General features: G+C 68.9%; 18 protein-coding genes. 6 read left to right on the plus strand and 12 right to left on the minus strand.

Going from position 1 to position 20,980, the window contains the following annotated elements:
• Positions 1-152: 152 nt before the first annotated feature.
• A complete protein-coding gene (locus tag ACYVF6_RS02970; protein ID WP_460515432.1) occupies positions 153-2,303 on the minus strand; it encodes a M4 family metallopeptidase in 2,151 nt (716 codons plus the stop codon).
• A gap of 149 nt (positions 2,304-2,452) precedes the next feature.
• A complete protein-coding gene (gene hutI / locus ACYVF6_RS02975) occupies positions 2,453-3,637 on the minus strand; it encodes an imidazolonepropionase (RefSeq protein ID WP_460515469.1) in 1,185 nt (394 codons plus the stop codon).
• Positions 3,638-3,762: 125 nt separating this feature from the next.
• Between hutI and ACYVF6_RS02980 the strand changes: the two genes are divergently transcribed.
• Entirely contained in the window at positions 3,763-4,368 is a 606-nt protein-coding gene (locus ACYVF6_RS02980; RefSeq protein ID WP_460515434.1) for a GNAT family protein, read from the plus strand.
• 150 nt (positions 4,369-4,518) lie between these two features.
• On the opposite strand, the gene ACYVF6_RS02985 is transcribed toward ACYVF6_RS02980, so the two are convergent.
• From ACYVF6_RS02985 to ACYVF6_RS03030, 10 genes are all read right to left on the minus strand, one after another.
• Positions 4,519-5,874: a formimidoylglutamate deiminase gene (locus ACYVF6_RS02985; RefSeq protein ID WP_460515436.1), complete on the minus strand. Its 1,356-nt coding sequence runs from the start codon at positions 5,872-5,874 to the stop codon at positions 4,519-4,521.
• Positions 5,871-6,971 carry a Zn-dependent hydrolase gene (locus tag ACYVF6_RS02990; RefSeq protein ID WP_460515438.1) on the minus strand — a complete coding sequence of 367 codons (1,101 nt, stop codon included), beginning with the start codon at positions 6,969-6,971 and terminating at the stop codon, positions 5,871-5,873. Before ACYVF6_RS02990 ends, ACYVF6_RS02985 begins: the two co-directional genes overlap by 4 nt.
• Positions 6,968-8,632: a urocanate hydratase gene (gene hutU / locus ACYVF6_RS02995; protein WP_460515439.1), complete on the minus strand. Its 1,665-nt coding sequence runs from the start codon at positions 8,630-8,632 to the stop codon at positions 6,968-6,970. The genes ACYVF6_RS02990 and hutU overlap by 4 nt, the downstream gene beginning before the upstream one ends.
• Positions 8,629-10,140 carry a histidine ammonia-lyase gene (gene hutH, locus ACYVF6_RS03000; protein WP_460515441.1) on the minus strand — a complete coding sequence of 504 codons (1,512 nt, stop codon included), beginning with the start codon at positions 10,138-10,140 and terminating at the stop codon, positions 8,629-8,631. The genes hutU and hutH overlap by 4 nt, the downstream gene beginning before the upstream one ends.
• A gap of 54 nt (positions 10,141-10,194) precedes the next feature.
• Positions 10,195-11,175, minus strand: coding sequence for a DsbA family protein (locus tag ACYVF6_RS03005; protein WP_460515443.1), 981 nt, complete (start codon positions 11,173-11,175; stop codon positions 10,195-10,197).
• A 59-nt stretch (positions 11,176-11,234) separates the two neighbouring features.
• Positions 11,235-12,413, minus strand: a complete 1,179-nt coding sequence (locus ACYVF6_RS03010; protein WP_460515444.1) for a YeeE/YedE family protein — start codon at positions 12,411-12,413, stop codon at positions 11,235-11,237.
• 369 nt (positions 12,414-12,782) lie between these two features.
• A complete protein-coding gene (locus tag ACYVF6_RS03015) occupies positions 12,783-13,709 on the minus strand; it encodes an ABC transporter substrate-binding protein (protein ID WP_460515446.1) in 927 nt (308 codons plus the stop codon).
• Between the two features lie 39 nt (positions 13,710-13,748).
• The gene (locus tag ACYVF6_RS03020; RefSeq protein WP_460515449.1) at positions 13,749-14,501 is read right to left on the minus strand and encodes an ABC transporter permease; all 753 of its coding nucleotides are present in this window, start codon (positions 14,499-14,501) and stop codon (positions 13,749-13,751) included.
• On the minus strand, positions 14,498-15,145 hold the full coding sequence (locus ACYVF6_RS03025; RefSeq protein ID WP_460515451.1) for an ABC transporter permease: 648 nt from the start codon (positions 15,143-15,145) through the stop codon (positions 14,498-14,500). Before ACYVF6_RS03025 ends, ACYVF6_RS03020 begins: the two co-directional genes overlap by 4 nt.
• Positions 15,142-16,326 carry an ABC transporter ATP-binding protein gene (locus tag ACYVF6_RS03030; RefSeq protein ID WP_460515453.1) on the minus strand — a complete coding sequence of 395 codons (1,185 nt, stop codon included), beginning with the start codon at positions 16,324-16,326 and terminating at the stop codon, positions 15,142-15,144. The genes ACYVF6_RS03025 and ACYVF6_RS03030 overlap by 4 nt, the downstream gene beginning before the upstream one ends.
• Before the next feature lie 203 nt (positions 16,327-16,529).
• Between ACYVF6_RS03030 and ACYVF6_RS03035 the strand changes: the two genes are divergently transcribed.
• The 5 genes from ACYVF6_RS03035 to ACYVF6_RS03055 all read left to right on the plus strand — a co-directional run bounded on the left by ACYVF6_RS03035 (position 16,530) and on the right by ACYVF6_RS03055 (position 20,839).
• Positions 16,530-18,650, plus strand: coding sequence for a (Fe-S)-binding protein (locus ACYVF6_RS03035; protein ID WP_460515455.1), 2,121 nt, complete (start codon positions 16,530-16,532; stop codon positions 18,648-18,650).
• 56 nt (positions 18,651-18,706) lie between these two features.
• Positions 18,707-19,273, plus strand: a complete 567-nt coding sequence (locus tag ACYVF6_RS03040; protein WP_460515458.1) for a hypothetical protein — start codon at positions 18,707-18,709, stop codon at positions 19,271-19,273.
• Positions 19,274-19,333: 60 nt separating this feature from the next.
• Entirely contained in the window at positions 19,334-20,176 is an 843-nt protein-coding gene (locus ACYVF6_RS03045; protein ID WP_460515460.1) for a DUF4097 family beta strand repeat-containing protein, read from the plus strand.
• A 75-nt stretch (positions 20,177-20,251) separates the two neighbouring features.
• On the plus strand, positions 20,252-20,449 hold the full coding sequence (locus ACYVF6_RS03050; protein WP_460515462.1) for a hypothetical protein: 198 nt from the start codon (positions 20,252-20,254) through the stop codon (positions 20,447-20,449).
• Positions 20,450-20,632: 183 nt separating this feature from the next.
• Positions 20,633-20,839 carry a hypothetical protein gene (locus ACYVF6_RS03055; protein WP_460515463.1) on the plus strand — a complete coding sequence of 69 codons (207 nt, stop codon included), beginning with the start codon at positions 20,633-20,635 and terminating at the stop codon, positions 20,837-20,839.
• Positions 20,840-20,980 lie beyond the last annotated feature (141 nt).

The following is a 20,980-nucleotide window of genomic DNA, read 5'->3' on the forward strand; positions in this document are numbered from 1 at the left end:
CTTCACAACTTACCCCCGGATCTCTCGAGGAATAGGGATATAGAGATGCCTGGCAGAGCCTAGCGGGGTAAATGTCGCTTGCATAGCAAGGGCCCCATGTCTGTGGATAACCAGACATGGGGCCCTTTAACTCCGTTTACTTACCCACAGAGTTACCCACAGGTGTAGAACTTAACGTTGTCAACCCACCACGCCGAGTTGTTAGTAACGGCGGTGGCGCGGAACCGGATCTTCACGTTCTGTCCAGCCAGCGACGACAGGTCGTAACGAGCGGCGGAGTAACCGTTCGACACACCGGTAAAGGTGGCCGGACCGCCGACGTTCGGAAGTGTCGAAGCCGACTGCCATGTACCGCCGTTGTTCACCGAGTATTCGACCCGTCCGGCGTCGCCGGTGTCGAGCAGATACGAGTGGTCGAACCGGAGGAACATGCCGTTGGTCGCCGCGATGGCGGTGTTCTGCGTCAGCGACTTGTTGTCACCGGCGAAGACCCACGCGACCGCGGAGTCCTTGCCGACCGCCGCGTAGCGGAAGTCGACAGAGCTGCCGAGCACCCAGTTCTCGTCCCAGGTCCAGTCAGCGACCTTGGACTCGAAGCCCTGGGTGTACTTGCTCGTCACCGCGCCGCTCGGGCAGTAGTCGACGTTGGTCGGCGCACCCTGCAGCGGGTCCTTGTACATCTCGGTCGCGCGCACAGCCTTGTCGACCTGCTGGCAGTCAGCCTCGGTGATGTAGCTACCGGTGCGGCCGATGTTCTTACGGCAGGCCAGCGGCATCGTGTAGAAGATGTCCTTGTAGTCGGCGCCGCTGGTGATGAGGTTCTGCAGCGACCAGGTGATCTTCCCGAGCTTGGCGAGACCGATCTTGTCGACGGTGTAGCCGTTGAACGTGCCACCCTGGCCGAGCAGGTAGGCGGCCTTGTTGAGCACACCGCTGTTGGCGTGGACGCCACCGTTGTCGACCAGCGGGTCGCTCGGGTCGTAGAACCAGATCGGCGACGTCATCTTGTCGGGCTGGTCGAACGCCGGCGGGTTCGCCATGTCGCGAATCACGCCGAGCGAGCTGCCCTCACCGATCTTCCACCGGTTGGCCGCCGTGTCGTCGGCACTGCCGTTCGTCTGGTCGACGATCTCGCCCCAGATGTCGGACAGGCCCTCGTTGATGGCGCCCGCCTGGAAGAGGTAGACCAGGTTCGAGGTGTTCTGCGTCACGCCGTGCGTGAACTCGTGAGCCACCACGTCGTCCTCGACCAGACCCGCACCGAAGGCGATCTGCCGGCCGTCCCAGAACGCGTTGGCGTAGGGGCAGTCAGCGCCGGCCACACAGAAGCGGACCGTGGAGCGGATGTTCTTGCCCTCGCCGTCGGCGTAGTCGGAACCAATGAGGTTCGTCAGGTCGACGTTGACGTACGAGGCGTAGCGGACCGAGGTGTCGTGCGCGTACTGGTACGCGTTGTCGACGTCGGCGATACCCGACGGGCCGTCGCCTTCCCGGCGCTCGATCGTGACCTCGGGGTTGCCGTTGGCGCAGTCGTAGAACTCGACTTCGGTGTTGTTCGCGTCGCACACCAGGCGGTCGATCTCCTGGTGCATGTCGTAAGCCACCTCGACCTGCTTGGTGGCTGCGTTGACCATCACTTGGTACTTCTCGCTGCCGTCCTTGGCCGTGACCTCGTAGGAGATGACGGGCCTGGCACCCGGCTTCGCACCGGGAGCACCGACGAGCGTCGGGTCGTACCAGTTACGGCCGACCGTGCGTACCTTCATGCCCTCGGTGGACCGCTGGCCCATCCGCAGGGCTGCGGCGCGCTTCGCGATCTCTGCGAGCTGGCCCTTGTTGTAGGTGGTCGCGCCCGGGAAGCTGCCCACTGTCGGGGCGGCCTCACCGGCGATCCACTCCAGCGCGCCGTTCTTGTCGAGCGAAACCGCCAGCTGGCCACCGATGACCTTGGCGCCGTCGATCACCTGGTCGGCCTTGACGATGTTGCCGGTGCCGACCTTGCTGACGGACCCGATCTTCAGGTCGGAGGCCTTCGCTCCGAACTTCCCTGCCTGCGTGGCCAGATGCGCCGTGGCGGCAGCCTTCGGGTCAGCGGAGACACCCGAGGGACGCGCGATCGCACCGCCCTTGGGGATGACGATGTGGGTACGTCCGTCCGACCCCTTCTTGGTCATGACGGTGTTGGAGCCACCAGCGCTCCAGTTTCCTGTAGAACCCGCGTTGGCCGTTGGAGCCAGGAACGCCGCACCGCTCAACGCGGTGGCGGCGGCTAGCAGCCCACCGACCAGCCGATACTGCTTCACTGTTGGCGACCCCCCGGGTCTTGTCGTGAAATTGGGTAGAGAAGAGCAGCAGGGAGCCTAGGGCAAGATCGCGTGGGCGCTCTAGAAAATGCGGAAACTTTTCTTTGTAGGGAAAGGCAAAATCGCTTTCCGGTTATGCGCCCTTACGGTTAGCGAGAGTGTGCCTCTGACCCGGGGCGACCGGCCTTCCAGGTGTCGGCGACGAGCTGCACACCCGGGCGATAGGCGAGGTGAATGTAGTCGGGAGCATCCAAAATCGCCAGATCCGCACGTGAATCGGGACAAAGAGCGCCAATGCGGTCATTTCGGAGCGCTTTCGCACCGCCTTTGGTGGCCGCATAAAGGGCCTCTGCGGGCGTAAGGTGCATTTCGCGAACGGCGAGCGCGATACAAAATGGCATCGCGGATGTATAGGACGTACCCGGATTGCAGTCGGTTGCGAGTGCGATCGTGACGCCGGCTTTCAGGAATTCGCGGGCGTCGGGATAGGGCGACCTGGTCGAAAACTCCGCGCCTGGCAGGAAGGTGCCGACAACTCCGGCGTCGGCGAGGGCGGCGATGTCCTGTTTGGTGGCGTAGGTGCAGTGATCGGCGGAACTGGCCCCGAACTCGCAGGCCAGTTGAATTCCCTGGCCGTGGGCGAGCTGGTTCGCGTGGACTCTTAGTCCGAGGCCGGCTCGCTTTCCGCTGGCGAGGATGCCACGGGCCTGATCCTCGTCGAAGGCGCCCTTCTCGACGAAGACGTCGATCCACCTGGCGTACGGCCGGACGGCCTGGAGCATTTCGCCGCTGACGAGCGCCACGTAGTCGTCGGGCGCGTGGGCGTACTCCGGCGGGACGACGTGGGCACCGAGGAACGTGGTCTCGTCGGTGAACTGGTGGGCGATGGCCAGCGCCCGCTTCTCGTCGGCGACGGTGAGTCCGTAGCCGGACTTCGCCTCGAACGTGGTGGTGCCGTGGCGGCGGAGCTCGTTCGCGAGCCGGGCGAGGTTGGCCTGGAGTACGTCGTCGGGAGCGGCGCGGGTGGCGGCGACGGTCTGGGCGATGCCCTTGGCGGCGTACTGCTCACCGGCCATCCGGGCGGCGAACTCCCTGGCCCGGTCGCCCGCGAAGACCGGGTGGGTGTGGCTGTCGACGAAGCCGGGGACCACGCAGCGGCCGGCGGCGTCGACGGCGAGGTCGGCGACGGGAGCCTTGGTCCTCGGGCCGACCCAGACGACATCGCCATGGTCGACGACGAGGGCGGCGTCCCGGATCTCGCCGAGCGGGCCGTGGCCGTACTCGGGACTGTTGGTGACCAGCAACCCGATCCCCGTCAGCGCGATCGACGTCATACCGCTCATCTTCCCCGGCGCCATCCTTCCGGCGCGCCCTGACCTGACCGACCCGCGCCCGCGATACTGATAACGGGTCGCTGATCCGGAAGCGCATCGTCCGGTAACCGTTCTACGGTAAGCCCATGAGTACCGAGACGAGCAGCGACGCGACGTTGGAGGTCAGCCCTCTGACTGCCGCGACCTGGCCGGCGTTCGACGCCCTCGTGCAGCGACACAACGGGATCTTCGGCGGCTGCTGGTGCATCTGGTTCCATCCCGACGGCCCCGAGCGCGGGCAGGGAGCCGAGGCCAACCGGGAGCTGAAGAAGCAGTACGTCGAGGCCGGCGCAGCCCACGCGGCGCTGGTGATGGACGGCGACATGGCCATCGCGTGGGCGGAGTACGGCACGCCGACCGAGCTGCCCACGCTCCACCATCGCAAGCAGTACGACGCCGAGAAGGACCGCGACCCCGACTACCGGATCACCTGTGTCTTCGTTGACCGGAGGTACCGCCGCCGGGGTATCACCGAGATCGCGATCCGGGGCGCCCTCGACCTCATCGCGCAGTCCGGTGGCGGCGTGGTCGAGGCCTATCCGCACGACCTGACGCACCAGACGAAGAAGATGTCATCGTCGTTCCTCTACAACGGCACCCGCCGGCTCTACGAACGACTCGGCTTCAGGTACGTCCGGCCCAAGGGGTTGAAGAACTGCGTGATGTCGATCGAGGTGCCCGCGCAACCGTGACACTGTCGCCCTTCCGAGGCGATCGTCAGATCACGCCGCCGAGGGCGATGACTCCACGCCGGCCGCGTGTGCCTTTGTGGCATGAGCGAGCCCACGGTTCGCCGTGCAGCCACGCCACGGGAGCCTGCTTCGAGCAGGCGTGCAACGTGGTCATTCGCGGAGGGCGAGGGCGGTGATGGCGGTGGTGAGGGCGGTCGCCACTGGGCCGAGGGTGTGGTGGTTGCCGTCGCCCGTGGTGAGGACGCGGCCGGAGGCGACGACGTGGTGGACGTCGGCGGCGGTCGCGGCGTAGAGGACGGCGGTCTCGGCGTGGTCGCGGTCCGAGCCCGCAGTACGAACGCTGTCCAGCCGCACCGACACCAGGTCGGCCCACGCGCCCGGCGTGATCACGCCCGCTCCCGCGAAGCCGAGCGCCGCGTGGCCCGCTTCGCACGCCGCGCGCAACAACTCGGCGGCAGGCCACTGGCCGCGGGTGCGCGAACGCAGCCGTTCGTCGAGTTCCAGCGCGCGGGTTTCCTCCAGCGGATCGATCACCGCGTGGCTGTCGCTGCCCAGCGTCAGCTCGCAGCCGGCGTCCGCCAGCGCGCGGGCCGGGCCGATGCCGTCGCCCAGGTCGCGTTCGGTCGTCGGGCAGAGGCCGATCGTCGTACCGGTCTGGCCGAGCAGCGCGATGTCGGCGTCGTCCAGGTGGGTGGCGTGGACGGCTGTCGTTCGCGGGCCGAGCGCGCCGGACTTGTGCAGGAGCCGCGTCGGTGACAGCCCGTAGGCCGCCTCGCAGTCGGCGTTCTCCTGCGGCTGCTCCGACAGGTGGACGTGCAGTGGCGCGTGGTGCCGGTTCGGCCAGGCCGCTACGGTCGCCAGCTCACCGTCGGGCACGGCCCGGACAGAATGGATCGCCGCGCCGATCACCACGCCCGGCTCCGCGAGGTACCGCTCGGACAGCGGCTCGACCCGCGCGGCCCAGCCGTCGGCCGAGCCGTCGTCGAAGCGGCGCTGCACCCCGTGCGTCGGCTCACCGATTCCGCCGGCGAGGTAGCAGGTGTCGAGCAGCGCGATCCGTACGCCCGCCTCCCGCGCGGCGGCGATCAGCGCCTCGCCCATCGCGTTCGGATCGGGAGAGTAGGGCTGCCCGGAGACGTCGTGATGCAGGTAGTGGAACTCGCCGACGCACGTGATGCCCGCCAGCGCCATCTCGGCATACGTCGCGCGAGCCAGCTCGAAGTACGAGTCCGGCCGCAGCCGCCCGGCCAGCTCGTACATCTGGTCGCGCCAGGTCCAGAAGCTGCCCTCCGCCTGCACCCGCCCACGCAGCGCGCGGTGGAACGCGTGCGAGTGCACGTTCGCGAAGCCCGGCAGCGTGAGCCCGTCGAGCCGCACGGCTCCGGCCGGAGGCGTCGCGATCCCCGGTCGTACGGCGTCGATGTGAGCGCCGTGCACCGTGACGGCAACTCCCTTGTGCACCGCACCCGGCGGCAGCCAGGCCAGCTCACACCAATACGTCGTCATCGCGTCAGCAGCTCCGCCAGCACCCTCGTCAATGCGTCCACACCGGCCAGGCAGTCGTCGCGGTCGGCGTGCTCGTGCGGCGAATGCGAAACTCCGGTGCGATTGCGTACGAACAGCATGGCGGAGGCGACACCGGCCTGGGCCAGGATGCCGGCGTCGTGTCCGGCAGCGGTCGGCAGCAGTGGGACACCACCGAGCAGGGCAGCCACCTGGTCCCGCAGCGCCGGATCGAACTCCACCGCGCCCGTGAACGACTCGCGTTCCACGGTCAGCTCCGTACCGTCGCGGCCGGCCCGGTCGGTCGCCTGCGCGCCCACCTCGTCGACGACCTTCCGCAGGGTGTCCTCGTCGGGTGCCCGCGCGTCGAGCCAGGCGTGTACGGCCGACGGGATCGCGTTGGTGCCGTTCGGCTCGACCTCCAGCCGGCCGAACGTCGCCCGCGCACCGCTGAGCCGCGCCCGCTTGTTCGCCGCCAGCGCCGTCATGGCGTAGGTGAGCATCGGGTCGGCCCGATCCTCCATCCGCGTGGTGCCCGCGTGGTCGGCCCGGCCGGTGAACGTGAACCGCCAGCGGCCATGCGGCCAGATGCCGGTCGCCACGCCGATCGGTGCATCGAGGTCGGCCAGCGCCCGGCCCTGCTCGATGTGCAGCTCGACGAACACACCGATCCCGTGGTGGAGACCCGCTCCTACCAGCTGCCGCGAGCCCACGCAGGAAACGCCGGACCGGGCACCTTCCTCCTCGTTGAACGCGACGATTCCCAGTGGAAGCTCTGACTCCAGGCCCCGCGCCCGCAGCTGGTCCAGCGCCGCGAACGCCGAGACGACGCCGAGCGGACCGTCGTACGCCCCGCCGTCCGGCACCGAGTCGAGATGCGATCCGGTCACCACGGCGGATCGGGCCGTACGATCACCCCACCACGCCCAGAGGTTGCGGTGCTCATCCTCCACGGCGTCCAGTCCGCGCCCCAGCGCCTGCTCGAAGAACCACTCGCGGCACTCCCGATCAGCAGACGTTCCGGCGAACCGGCGGTACCCACCCGTGGCCGGCTCGCGGCCGATCGGCAGCAGCGATTCCCAAATGTCGTCGTAGCTCACGGCTCCCGCCTGAGCGCCAGCTCGTCGCGATGCGGCGACTCGTAGCCGGCGTCGACGTGCCGGAGCACGCCCATCGCCGGGTCGTTGGTCAGCACCCGTTCGAGCTTCTGCGCGGCCAGCGGCGTGCCGTCGGCGACACACACCTGACCCGCGTGGATCGACCGGCCGATGCCGACACCACCACCGTGATGGAGCGAGACCCAGGACGCACCGCTCGCGACGTTGACCATCGCGTTCAGCAGCGGCCAGTCGGCGATCGCGTCGGAACCGTCGAGCATGGATTCGGTCTCGCGGTACGGCGAGGCGACCGAGCCGCAGTCGAGATGATCCCGCCCGATCACGATCGGTGCCTTCAGCTCGCCGGACGCCACCAGCTGGTTGAACTCCAGGCCCGCGCGGTCGCGCTCGCCGTAACCCAGCCAGCAGATCCGCGCCGGAAGCCCCTGGAACCGCACCCGCTCGCCGGCCAGCCGGATCCACCGCGCCAGCGGCTCGTTGTCGCCGAACAGGTCGAGCACCGCCCGGTCGGTGCGCGCGATGTCGGCCGGATCGCCGGACAGCGCGACCCAGCGGAACGGGCCCTTTCCCTCGCAGAACAACGGCCGGATGTACGCCGGCACGAAGCCGGGGAAGTCGAACGCCCGCCCGAAGCCGCCCTTGCGCGCCTCGTCGCGGATCGAGTTGCCGTAGTCGAACACCTCGGCACCGGCGTCGGCGAACCCCACCATCGCCTCGACGTGTTTCGCCATGGAGGCTTGAGCCTTGTCGACGAAGCCCTTCGGATCCTTCTGGCGTTCGGTGGCCCAGTCGTCGAACGCGACGCCGACCGGGAGGTACGCGAGCGGGTCGTGCGCGGAGGTCTGGTCGGTCACGATGTCGATCGGCGCGCCACGGCGCAGCAGCTCGGGTACGACCTCGGCGGCGTTGCCCAGAACGCCAACCGACAAGGGCTTTCGGTCGGCCTTGGCCTGCTCGGCGAGCGCCAGCGCGTGATCGAGTGAGTCGGCCCGCTGGTCGAGGTAGCGTGTCTCGAGGCGGCGCTGGATCCGGCTCTCGTCGCACTCGACGCAGATCACGACACCACCGTTCATCGTGACCGCGAGCGGCTGCGCGCCGCCCATGCCGCCGAGGCCGGCCGTCAACGTGATCGTGCCCGCGAGGTCGCGGTCGCTGTGCCCATGAGAAGCGAGCTTGGCGGCGACCGCGGCGAACGTCTCGTACGTGCCCTGCAGGATCCCCTGTGTGCCGATGTAGATCCAGGAGCCCGCGGTCATCTGGCCGTACATCGTCAGGCCCAGCGCCTCGAGCCGCCGGAACTCCTCCCAGGAAGCCCAGTCGGGTACGAGGTTGGAGTTCGCGATCAGCACGCGCGGCGCCCACTCGTGCGTACGCAGCACACCGACCGGCTTGCCGGACTGTACGAGCAACGTCTCGTCGGCCCGCAGCCACTCCAGCTCGCGGATGATGGCCTCGAAGCTCGGCCAGTCGCGGGCGGCCTTACCCGAGCCGCCGTAGACGACGAGCTCCTCTGGATGCTCGGCCACCTCGGGGTCGAGGTTGTTCTGCAGCATGCGCAGAGCGGCCTCCTGCGGCCACCCCTGGGCGTGCAGTGTGGTGCCGCGTGGCGCGGTGACGGTGCGGGGTACGCCTTCGTGGGTCATGGCAGTGCTCCTTCCCGTACGAGTTCGACTGCCTGCTCGATTTCCTTGCTCAGCTGACGATCCGGGCCCGGGCCCTGGACTCTCTCCCGGAGCGCGCGGACGGCCGCCGCTGTCTTCGGCGCGGGCTGGAGCGGCGCCCGCAGGTCGAGCGCGCGGGCGGCGGTGAGCAGCTCGATCGCGAGCACCCTGGTCAGGCCGTCGAGTGCTCGCCTCAGCTTGCGGGCGGCGCCCCAGCCCATCGACACGTGGTCCTCCTGCATCGCCGACGACGGGATCGAGTCGACGCTGGCCGGGGTGGCGAGGCGCTTCAGCTCGTTGACGATGCCGGCCTGGGTGTACTGCGCGATCATGTGGCCGGAGTCGACGCCCGGGTCGTCGGCCAGGAACGCCGGCAAGCCGTGGTTTCTCGCCACGTCGAGGAAGCGGTCGGTGCGACGTTCGGACATGTTCGCGACGTCGGCGGCGACGATCGCCAGGAAGTCGAGCATGTACGCGACCGGAGCGCCGTGGAAGTTGCCGTTGGACTCCACGCGGCCGTCGGTGAGCACGACGGGGTTGTCGATGGCGGACGCGAGCTCGCGGGCGGAGACCGTTCGCGCATGCGCGAGCGTGTCGCGGGCAGCGCCGGTGACCTGGGGCGCGCAGCGCAGGGAGTACGCGTCCTGAACGCGATTGCAGTCCGGGCCGCGGTGGCTGGCGACGATCTCGGAGTCCTGGAGCAGCTCACGCATCCGGCGAGCCGACTCGGCCTGGCCGGGGTGCGGGCGGAGCTCCTGGAGGTCGGCGGCGAACACGCGGTCGGTGCCGAGCAACGCCTCCACGCTCATCGCGGCCGTGAGATCGGCGTTGTCGAGCAGGCGGGCGAGGTCGTGGCAGGCCAGCGCCAGCATGCCGAGCATCCCGTCGGTGCCGTTGATCAGGGCCAGTCCCTCCTTCTCGGCCAGCTGGACTGCGGCGATGCCGGCGTCGCGCATCGCGTCGGCCGCCGGCAGGAGGTTGCCGGCGGCGTCCCGGACGTCACCCTCACCCGTCAACGCGAGCGCGACGTGCGAGAGCGGCGCCAGGTCGCCGGAGCAACCGAGGCTGCCGTACTCATGGACGATCGGAGTGATGCCGTGGTTGAGCAACGCTTCGAGGGTCCGGGCGGTCTCGAGCCTGATACCCGTATGGCCGCTCGCGAACGTGGCGAGTCGGAGCGCCATCATCGCGCGGACCACCTCGCGTTCGACCTCCGGACCGGAGCCGGCGGCGTGCGAGCGGACGATGTTGCGCTGCAGCTGGGCGCGCCGCTCCACCGGGATGTGCCGGGTGGCGAGCGCGCCGAAGCCGGTGGAGATGCCGTAAGCCGGCTGGTCAGAGGCTGCCAGCTTCTCCACGATCTGACGACCTGCGGTGATCGCGCTGGTCGCCTCGTCGGTGAGGTGTACGCGGGCGCCGTCGCGCGCCACGGCGACGACGGCGGCCTCGTCGAGCCCGCGCGGCCCGACTGGAATGGATGGGTGTCCCATCCGCCCATTCCACGATATGGACGGGCGGACGGGAACTTCGGGGGTAGGGCTTCTTTACTGGAGGGCGGCCTGGATGGCTTGCTGCCAGCCGCCCTCGGTGGCCGTCACCTGCTTGCCGTCGACGAAGACCGTCGGCGTGCCGGTCACCTGGCGCGCGGACGCGGCATCGCCCACCGAGCCGACCCAGGCGGAGTAGTCCTGGTTCTGGACGCAGGACATGAACTGGTCCGGGTCAGGCGTCTGCTTGCTCAGCTCCTCCATCGCGGGATCCTCCACCGCGTCCGCCTGCTTGGCCTGCACCGAGTCGAACAGCTGCTTGGCGACCTTCGATGCCAGCTCGCCCTTGCCAGAGGTGTCCTGGTCGGCCGCGCAGGCGTAGGCGAGCGCGGCCCGCTTGCTCTGCTCCCCCACCACGAACGTCAACGGGTAACGCACGATCCGGATCCGGCCGCTGTTGGCCTGGGCGCGCAGGAAGTCTCCGGCCTCGGTCTCGAGCGCCTGGCAGTGCGGGCAGAAGAAGTCCTCGTACAGCTCGACCACGGTCGTCGCCTGGGGGTTGCTGCCCTCGCCGATGCCGTTGCCCATGCCGGGCTTGCCGCCGCCGTCGGGACCGAGCGCGAGGCCGTTCGGCACGGTCCGGACGGTTCCGGACGGACCCTCGGTCGGCGCTGCGGACGAGGAGCCTTCACTACCCGAGAAGCGCTTCCAGAGCACGTAGCCGCCACCCGCGACGCCTGCGATCACGACCACCGCGACGATCAGGATGATCGCGACCAGGCCGCCGTTGGACTTCTTGGGCGGTCCTCCCGATCCACCCGGTCCGGGGCCCCAGCCGGGTTGACCGTACGGCGGTGGTCCACCGGGCGGGCCCTGCGGCGGACCTCCGTACGGCGGGCCCTGTGGCGGCGGTCCTTGCGGCGGTCCCTGAGGCGGTCCGCCAGGCGGACCTTGCGGCGGCGGTCCTCCGTACGGCGGTCCTTGCGGCGGACCGGCGGGTGGCTGGCCAGGCGGACCTTGCGGCGGAGGCATCGACATACGGGCAGGCTATCCAAGTCGCGTGACCCGACCGTGCATGCCGGTGAGTCACGGAGGGCTCAGCACACCGAGTCGCGAGGTTTGGGGTTCGGCAGGCGGAACAGCGTGCGCGCCCGCAGGCCGACCCAGGTACCGGCCAGCGCCGCCACTGCCCAGATCCAGCCGCTCAGGCTGCCGGACGCGATTCCCGCGAGGTAGGCGCCGATGTTGCAGCCGCTGGCCAGCCGCGCGCCGATGCCCATGAGGATGCCGCCGAGCACGGCGGCCACGGCCGTACGCCAAGGGATCCGGCGGTGCAGCGTCCACGCGCCACCCGCCGCGGCTGCCACGGCCGCACCCAGCATGATGCCGATGTCCGTCAAGCTGGTCTTGTCGGCGAGGATCGGGCCGACCAGCATCTGGGCGTTCTTCGGCTGCTGCCAGAACGCCCACGCCTCCGGGTGGAATCCCAGCACCTGCAGGAACTTCGCGCCCCACAGGCCGAACGCGCTCGTCACGCCCCAGGCACCACCCGACACCAGCAGCACGCCGGCCCCGAGTGCGGCCAGCACCACGCCTCCGACCCAGAGCGGCCAGGAGCCGCGGATCACCCGTGCGACACCGCGGGACGTCGGCACGGCACCGACGGGTGGGGGTACCCGGCGGGCCTGCACGATCCGCGACACCACGACGATCGCCAGCAGCGCGACGATCGTGACCGCCCACGAGCCGAACCAGCCGACGTGCTCGGAGAGCACGAACGCGGGCAGCGCGGGCAGGTCGTCGACCAGCTCGAACTGCCAGGCGTACAACACCGATCCGACGATGAATCCGCCCAGCGTCAGCACGATCGCCGACTGGCCCGAGCCGACCGCGAACAGCGTGCCGGACGCGCAGGCCCCACCGAGCTGCATGCCAGCGCCGAACAGGAAGGCGCCGAGCACCAGTGCCACACCGAGCGGGCCGGCGCTCGGTGCCGGCGTGCTGCCGAACAGGCCGGTGCCCGTACCGATGATCAACGCGAACAGGGTCGCCGTCGTGCCGAGCAGGACCGCGTGGGCGCGGAGACCTGTGCCGTTGCCGACCGCGACCAGCTGCCGCCAGGCCGAGGTGAAGCCGAATCGCGAGTGGAACAAGGTGATCCCGAGGCCGGCGCCGAGCGCGAGCAGCACGCCGGGCTTGGCGCCGTGCGCCGACCAGACGTATGCCACCAGCGCGAGCGTGCCGAGTAGGGAGATGCCGAGCGGCACCCACTTCACCGGCGAAAGCCCGGGTTGCGCGGGTGCGGGCGACGCTGTGACGGACGGACTGAGCGTGAACGGGCCACGTCGAGTGGCGGCAGGGCTGACGGCAGGAGCGGTCAAGGCGAGTCTCCGGTTGACGAGCGAGGATGACGAGAGCTACGAGCAGCGAGATCGGCAACACAGTTCGTCGTCGGCCAGGACAAGCGTGACCGCGAACAAGGTCAGGCAAAGCTGGTCGGCCGGAGCATTCACGCTTACGGACCATACCGAAGGCAGACCACAAATGACCACGGGTGCTCGGTCATTTGCGGTCACCCGTGGCAGCTTCGCCTGGCAACGCTAAATGACCGAGCACCCGTGGTCATTGTGGGTGCAGCGGATGGGCTACTTCAGGCCGGACTCCGACAACCAGGAGTCGGCGACGGCGGCCGGCTCCTTCTTGTCGACCTCGACCTCCTTCACCAAGTTGGCGAGCGTCGCGGTGTCGAGCTTGGCGGAGACGCCGTTCAACGCGGTCTTGACGTTGTCGGTCGCCTTCGCCTTGTTGATCAGCGGCACGACGTTCTGCGGCAGGAAGAGGTTGTTCGGGTCCTCGAGTACGACGAAGTTGTTGGCAGCGATCGCCGACTGCGTGGTGAACAGGTTGGCCGCCTGCACCTGCCCGTTCTTCAACGCCTGCACGGTCAGCGGACCGGCCACGTCGAGCGGACGGAACGACTTGAACGTCAACCCGTAGACGCTCTTCAGGCCCGGCAGGCCGTTGGCGCGGGTACGCCACTCGGGCGGACCGCCCAGAACGAGGTCGCCCATCACCGGCTTCAGGTCGGCGATCGACTTCAGGTTGTACTTGTCGGCGGTCTCCTTGGTGACCGCCACCGCGTCCTTGTCCTCGGCCGCGGCCTTGTCGAGCACGATCAGCTTGTCGGGAAGAGCGGCCGGCAACGCGGCGAAGACCTCGTCTGCCGTCTTGGCCGTGGCCTTCTTGTCGTAGTACTGCAGGAGGTTGCCGGTGTATTCGGGCACCAGGTCGATCGAGCCGTCCTGGAGACCACCGAGGTAGGCCTCGCGGCTGCCGATGTTGAGCTTGGTGGTCACCTCGACGCCCTTGGCCTTCAGCGCACCGGCGTAGATCTCGGCGAGCAGTGCGCTCTCCGGGAAGTTGGCCGAGCCGACCGCGATCGTGTCCTTGGGCGCGGGCTTGTCGGGCGCCTTGCTCGTTTCCTTGGTGAGCGGGTCGCCGCCTGCCCCGCAGCCTGCGATCGCGAGCACCCCCACAACGAGCGCGGCCGCGGACTTGTAGATGAGTTTCATCTGGGAGAGCACTCCTTCAGGTTTCCTGTTTAACAGGGCTCAACGAACCCCGGCGAGCTCCTCTTCCGGCCGTTCGAATTCGGCCGGCTCGTCCTCCGTAACGTTGGCAGGACCTCGCTTGCGGTAACGGCCGGCCAGCCCACGCGGGACGACCAGCCGTTGGATACCCGCGAGCACGGCTTCCACGACCACTGCCAGCGCGGCGACCAGGATCGCACCACCGAGCATCTGGGAGTAGTCCTGAGACGCCAGGCCGTCGATGACGAACCGCCCGAGCCCTCCGAGCGAGACGTACGCGGCGATGGTCGCCGTGGAGACGATCTGCAGCATGGCGCTGCGAATACCCGAGAGCACCAGCGGCAAAGCGCACGGTGTCTCGACCTTGAACAGCACCTGGTTGCCGGTCATGCCCATGCCGTAGGCGGCGTCGCGGGCTGCCGGATCGACGCCCTGCACGCCGGCATAGGTGCTGGTGAGGATCGGTGGCACAGCCAGCACGACCAGGACCACGATGCTCGGCAGGATGAACGCGAAGTCGCCTGTGAGCAGCGGGCCGACCAGCAGCACCACGACGATCACCAGGCCGAGGGTCGGCAGCGCGCGTAGCGCGTTGGCCAGGCCGGCGACCAGGAACGTGCCCTTGCCGGTGTGGCCGATCGCGAGCCCGAGCGGGATGCCGATCAGCGCCGCGATCACCAGGGCGGCCAGGGAGTAGCCCAGATGCTCCAGCAGGCGCTGGGGAATGCCGTCTGGACCCGACCAGTGAACTGGATCGAGAAGCCACTGCGTCATGCGCCGGCCACCGCCCTTCGCCACGGCGTCAGAACCCTGGTGAGTACGAGGATGAACCCGTCGAGCAGCAGCGCCAGCACGACACACAGCACGATGCCGGTGAGCAGTGGCGCCAGGAAGTCGCGCTGGAAGCCGTCGGTGAAGAGCTGCCCGAGCTGCGGCACGCCGATCAGCGCGGCGACGCTCACCATGCTGACGTTGGACACCGCCGCGACCCGCATGCCGGCGGCGATCACCGGGACGGCGACCGGCAGCTCGACCTGGAGGAAGCGCCAGACCGGGCGGTAGCCCATCGCGGTGGCGGCCTGCATGACGTCATCCGGCACGGCGGCCAGGCCGTCGGCGACCGTGCGTACGAGCAGCGCGATGGTGTAGACGGTCAGCGCGACGACGACGTTGAGCGGGTCGAGGATGCCGGTGCCGATGATCACCGGAAGCGCGACGAACAGAGCCAGCGAGGGAATGGTGTAGAGCAGACCGGTCACGCCGATCATGGGGGGATACAGCCTGGGATAGCGGCGAGCCAGCCAGCCGAGCGGTATCGAGATCAGGAGTCCCAATACGAGCGGGATCGTGGCCAGCAGGAAGTGCCAGCCGAACAGGCCGACGACCTTGCCGACGTTGGCGGAGAGCCACTCGATCATCGCGCGGCGCCGTCCTTGTCGCCGTCGCCGGTGGACTCGATCACGGTGTCGGCGGGTGCGAAGGTGGCCGGAGCCGGGTCGTTGGATGAGGTGACGCCGTGCAGCTCCTCGAGCCGGTCGAGCACCGTGCCGGTGCGGACCGTGCCGAGCAGGCGGCCCTGTGGATCGGCCACCACACCGCGTCCGGTCGGCGACGACAGTGCCGCGTCGAGCACGCCGCGCAGCGAGCCGTCGACCGCGGCGACCGTGCCACCGCGGTTGAGGAGGTCGGCTGACACGATGCCGTTGACGTTGGTGAGATCGAGCCAGCCCTGCGGCCGGCGGTCGGCGTCGACGACGAGCACCCAGCCGTCGCGGGCGGCGGCCCGGGCCTGGTCGGTGGGTGCGTCGAGCTCGATCGTGGGCTCGTCGGCGACCTCGATGCCCTCGGCCGGCGTGAACGACAGCGCCCGATAGCCGCGGTCCTTGCCGATGAACCCGGCGACGAACTCGTCGGCCGGCCGCTCGAGCAGCTCCTTGGGCTGGGCGAACTGCGCGAGCTTGCCGCCCACCCGCATCACCGCGACCTTGTCGCCGAGCTTGACCGCCTCGTCGATGTCGTGGGTGACGAACACGATCGTCTTGTCGAGCTCGGACTGCAGCCGCAGGAACTCGTCCTGCAGGCCCTCGCGTACGACCGGGTCGACCGCACTGAACGGCTCGTCCATCAGCATCACCGGCGGATCGGCGGCGAGCGCGCGGGCCACGCCGACCCGCTGCTGCTGGCCGCCGGACAGCTGGGCGGGATAACGCCGGGCCAGCTTGCGGTCGAGGCCCACGCGTTCCATCAGCTCGTGTGCCCGGGTGCGGGCCTGGCGGCGATCCCAGCCGAGGAGGTAGGGAACCGTCGCGATGTTGTCGACGACCGTGCGGTGGGGAAACAGACCGGCATGCTGAATGACGTAGCCGATGCCGCGGCGGAGGATTGCCGGGTCGCTGTCGTTGGTGTCCTGACCATCGATCAGGATCCGTCCGCCGGATGGTTCGACCATGCGGTTGATCATCCGTAGCGATGTGGTCTTGCCACATCCGGACGGACCCACCAACACGGTGATCTCACCAGACGGAGCCTGGAGGTCGAGCGCATCAACGGCGACGGTGCCGTCAGCGTATTCCTTGCTGACGGATTCGAATTCGATCACGGCGGCTCTCCTCGGTCGCGTGAGCCGAAGCGCCCTCGTCGCGAGCGCTTACTGGGCTTAGGGTCCGTCAGCTCGCCTGGGACGAGCAAACGGACCCTAAACACCCTAACCAGATCCACGGACACGATCAGCCTCCTGCATGATCGACTCATCGGCGCGTGCTTTACTACTCGTGAGTAACATCTGGCTTACGGAGGTTCGCCATGCATGTCGCAGCCGTCGTCGTGTCGGCCGTCACGACCCTGATCGCGGTCGCGCTGGTCGGGCGAGCCGCCGCGGCCATGGTCGCCGTCATCCGGCAGGGTCAGCCGGCTTCCGGCCGTACTGACCAGCCAGGGCAGCGTTGGCTCACGTTGCTGCGCGAGACGATCGGGCACAGCCGGCTCGCGCAGTGGAAGTTCATCGGCGTCGCGCACTGGTTCGTGTTCGTCGGGTTCGGGCTGCTCTTCTTCACGCTCGTCACCGCGTACGGACAGCTCTTCTCCGGTGACCCGCTCTGGGCACTGCCGCTGATCGGGCACTTCTGGCCGTACGAATTCGTGGCCGAATCGTTCTCTGTTCTCACCGGTATCGCGATCCTCGCGCTGATCGTGGTCCGCTTGGCCAATCTTCCGGGCCGGCTCGGACGCCGCAGCCGGTTCGCGAACTCGCGGATGTGGCAGGCCTACTACGTCGAGTGGACGATCGTCGGCGTGACGGTGTGCATCCTGTTGCTGCGCGGGCTCGAAGCCGCACTGGCCGACGCGCAGACCGATCTCTCGCATCCGGTGAGCGGGGCACTGGGCGCCTGGTTCGGCGGGATGAGCGCCGCCGCGCTGACGAATGCGATCTGGGTCACGGCGACGGTGAAGATCCTGATCTCGATGGCGTGGTTCGCCGTGATCGCGGCGAACCTCACCATGGGCGTCGCGTGGCACCGGTTCACGGCGTTCCCGAATATCTGGTTCCGGCGCAACGCCGACGGCCGGCCGGCTCTCGGGCCGCTACCGGAGATGCAGTCGCGCGGCAAGCCGATCGACTTCGAGGACCCGAACGAGGACGACATCTTCGGTGTCGGCGCCGTCGAGGAGTTCACCTGGAAGGCGCTGCTCGACTTCACCACGTGCACCGAGTGCGGGCGCTGCCAGTCGCAGTGCCCGGCGTGGATGACCGACAAGCCGCTGTCGCCGAAGAAGGTCGTGATGGACCTGCGCGAGCACGCGTACGCCCGGGCGGCCGGCGGCGAGGCCGACCGCGACCTGGTCGGCGCGGTCGACGAGGGCGGCGTGATCGACCCGGACGTGCTGTGGGCCTGCACGTCGTGTGGCGCGTGCGTACAAGAGTGCCCGGTCGACATCGAGCACGTCGACCACATCATGGACATGCGGCGCAACCAGGTGCTGGTGGAGTCGGAGTTCCCGAGCGAGCTGAACCAGATGTTCCGCGGCCTGGAGAGCAAGGGCAACCCGTGGAACGCGCCGCCCGGTGGGCGGATGGAGTGGGCCAAGAGCCTGCCGTTCGAGGTGAAGGTCGTCGGCGAGGCCGTGGAGTCGCTGGGCGAGGTCGAATACCTCTTCTGGGTCGGGTGCGCCGGCGCCTACGACGACCGGGCCAAGCAGACAACGCGGGCCGTCGCCGAGCTGCTGCACACGGCGGGTGTGGGCTTCGCGGTGCTGGGGTCGGGCGAGACGTGCACGGGCGATCCCGCGCGGCGGGCGGGGAACGAGTTCGTCTACCAGATGCTGGCCGCGCAGAACGTCGAGACGCTTCGCGAGGCCGGGGCGTCGAAGGTGGTCGTGACGTGCGCACACTGCTTCAACACCATTCGCAACGAGTACAAGCAACTCGGGCTGGAGCTGGAGGTCGTACACCACACGCAGCTGCTGAACCGCCTGGTGCGGGAGGGCAAGCTGCAGCCGGTGGCGCCTTCCGGCGACTCGGCCGATGGCGCGCTGCCCGTGACGTACCACGACCCCTGCTACCTCGGCCGGCACAACCAGGTCTACGAGCCGCCGCGGGAACTGCTCGGCGCGGTGCCGGGGCTCGAGGTGCGCGAGATGGCGCGGAGTGGGCAACAGTCGCTGTGCTGCGGCGCCGGCGGTGGGCGGATGTGGATGGAAGAGCGGATCGGCACCCGGATCAACCTGGAGCGGACCACCGAGGCGGTCGGCACGGGCGCCGAGCGGATCGCCACCGGCTGCCCGTTCTGCCGCGTGATGCTGTCAGATGGCGTCACGGCGCAGCAATCTGACGGCAAGGCGCCCGAGTCGATGGAGGTCGTCGACGTTGCGCAGCTGCTGCTGGATTCCGTTCGCCGAGGTCAGAGCGCTCCTGAGCAGGACTGAGAAGTTTTTCGGCGAGATGACTTGCGCCTGACGCCACATGATGTCATGATGACGTCATGGAACTTACGCCGTATGTCGAAAGCATCCAGCGGGATCTCTCGGCGGCCGCAGAGGTGGCCGGTGACCAGGCCCGCACTGCCGCCGAACGCCTGACCGCGGCTCTCGATGCCGCCGTACGGCTGGCGCTGCTGGACGCGCTGTCCACTGCTTCCGAGGAAATTACCCGTGACCTCGCGCCGGGATCCGTCGAGGTACGGATGCGCGGACGAGAGCCAAGCTTCGTCGTGACACCGCCGCCCGCTCCCGAGCCGCCGTCTCCGCCCGCACCTCCGGGCTTCCAGCTGACCACGCCGGGCGGGTCGCTCACCATCTCAGGTGGTGGCGGCGGGGGTGGCGACATCGACCAGGGCACCTCGCGAATCACGCTGCGACTGCCCGAGACGCTGAAGTCCCAGGTCGAGGAGGCGTCGGCCGCGGAGGGCATCTCCGTGAACGCCTGGCTCGTCCGCACCATCGCCACGGCGCTCTCCGGTGGGCCGCAGCGAGGACCCGAACAGACCTACGGATACCGGGGGTCGCGCGGACCGAAGTCCGGTAAGCGCCTCTCCGGCTGGGCGCGCTGACGGCGCACCGCTTCTCCTCCGTACCAGCTTCTCTCTTCTACACACACCTAAGGAGCCACCATGCCTACTTTCGCGACCCCTGAGCCCATCGACCTGCGGATCAACATCGCCTCCGGCGGCATCACGGTCGAAGCCGGCGCGGTGACCGAGACCGAGGTCGAGGTCGAGCCGTACAAGCCCGGGCGTTCGGAGGACGTGGAGACCGCCGAGCACACGACTGTCGACTTCAGCGACGGCCGGCTCGTGATCGACGGGCCAGAGAAGGGCCGCAAGTGGTTCGGCCGCAGCGGGTCCGTCCGCGTTCGGGTGCGACTGCCCGAAGGGTCGAACGTACGGGTCAAGACCGCCTCGGCCGACCTGCACGGCAGCGGGCGGTTCGGCAACACCGAGCTGAACACCGCGTCCGGCGACCTGCACGTCGAGAACGTAGCCTCGCTGCGCGCCGAGTGCGCCAGCGGCGACATCAACTGCCGCACCGTCGACGGCGACGCCCGGGTGACCACCGCGTCGGGCTCGGTGTCGGTCGAGCGGGTGGGCGGCAACGCCGAAGCCTCCTCCGCATCCGGCGATGCCCGGATCGGCGAGGTCAACGGCGACCTGCGAATCAACACCGCTTCCGGCGACGCGGCCGTCGAGGTCGCGCACGGCTCGGTCACCGGCAAGTTCGCCTCCGGCGACCTGCGGGTCGGTCGGGTGGAGCGCGGTCAGGTCCACGTCGACGGCGCGTCGGGCGATGTTTACCTCGGCGTGGCTACCGGCACGGCCGCCTGGCTCGACGTCACCTCGCTGTCCGGAGACGTGTCGTCGCAGCTCGACCAGTCGGACCAGCCGTCCGATGGCGAGCAGACCGTCGAGATCCAGATCCGCACCCTGTCCGGCGACGTGGTGATCGCGCGGGCCTGACGGCCTCGCTCCGGTCCCTCCCCTCGTTCGTTCCTTCCCTTCCTTTCCTACAACGACTTTCAAGGAGAACTTCTCATGAGCATGCTGCCTCCCGTCGAGTACCAACAGCAGATCGCGAAGCTGCGGATGGCCGAGCTGGCGCGGTCAAGCCAGCAGGCACTGCGGTCGAAACAACGAGTGCGCCACACGCTGGCCGGCGGTTTGAGAAAACTGGCCGACTGGATCGAACCCGCACTGTCGATGCGGATCCCGGCCCAGCGGCACCCCGCGTGAGGCGGGCCCCGCCATAGCGCGACCGGCCACGCGATCCACGTCTCGTACGTGGCGCGTGGTCGGTCGCATGCCCGGGTTGCGGCCCGGAGATTCGGGAAGCGGTTGTCGGATCGGGGCGGCGGCGTTCGTGGAAAGGGTGAGCGGCCGCCCGGAAGGGGCGCCCAACCTGCAAGGAGAACTCCCATGCTTCCCGCCGGCTACGAAGTGCACGTCGCGAAACTGAAGACGGCCGAGTTGGCGCGGCGAAGCCACCAGGCCCAGCGGTCGAAACAAGTCAACCGCCGCAAACTGGCGAACGCCCTGAGACGACTGGCCGACCGGATCGAGCCCAACCGCGACAAGGCCCAGCGCTGGTTCCGCGATCATCGCTGGGGCCTTGCCCGCTCATAGCAGGGTGTGGCTCCAACTCGTTCGCCTAGATGATCTATTCCAAGGGGTCGCCGGTCAAGCGCGCGGCGGATGGCGCCGCGCTGGCAAGGCGGAGGAGGAGCCAGGAGGGGCCTCCGGCGATCGACGACAACGCAGCCAGCG

It is taken from the genome of Flindersiella endophytica (assembly GCF_054779015.1).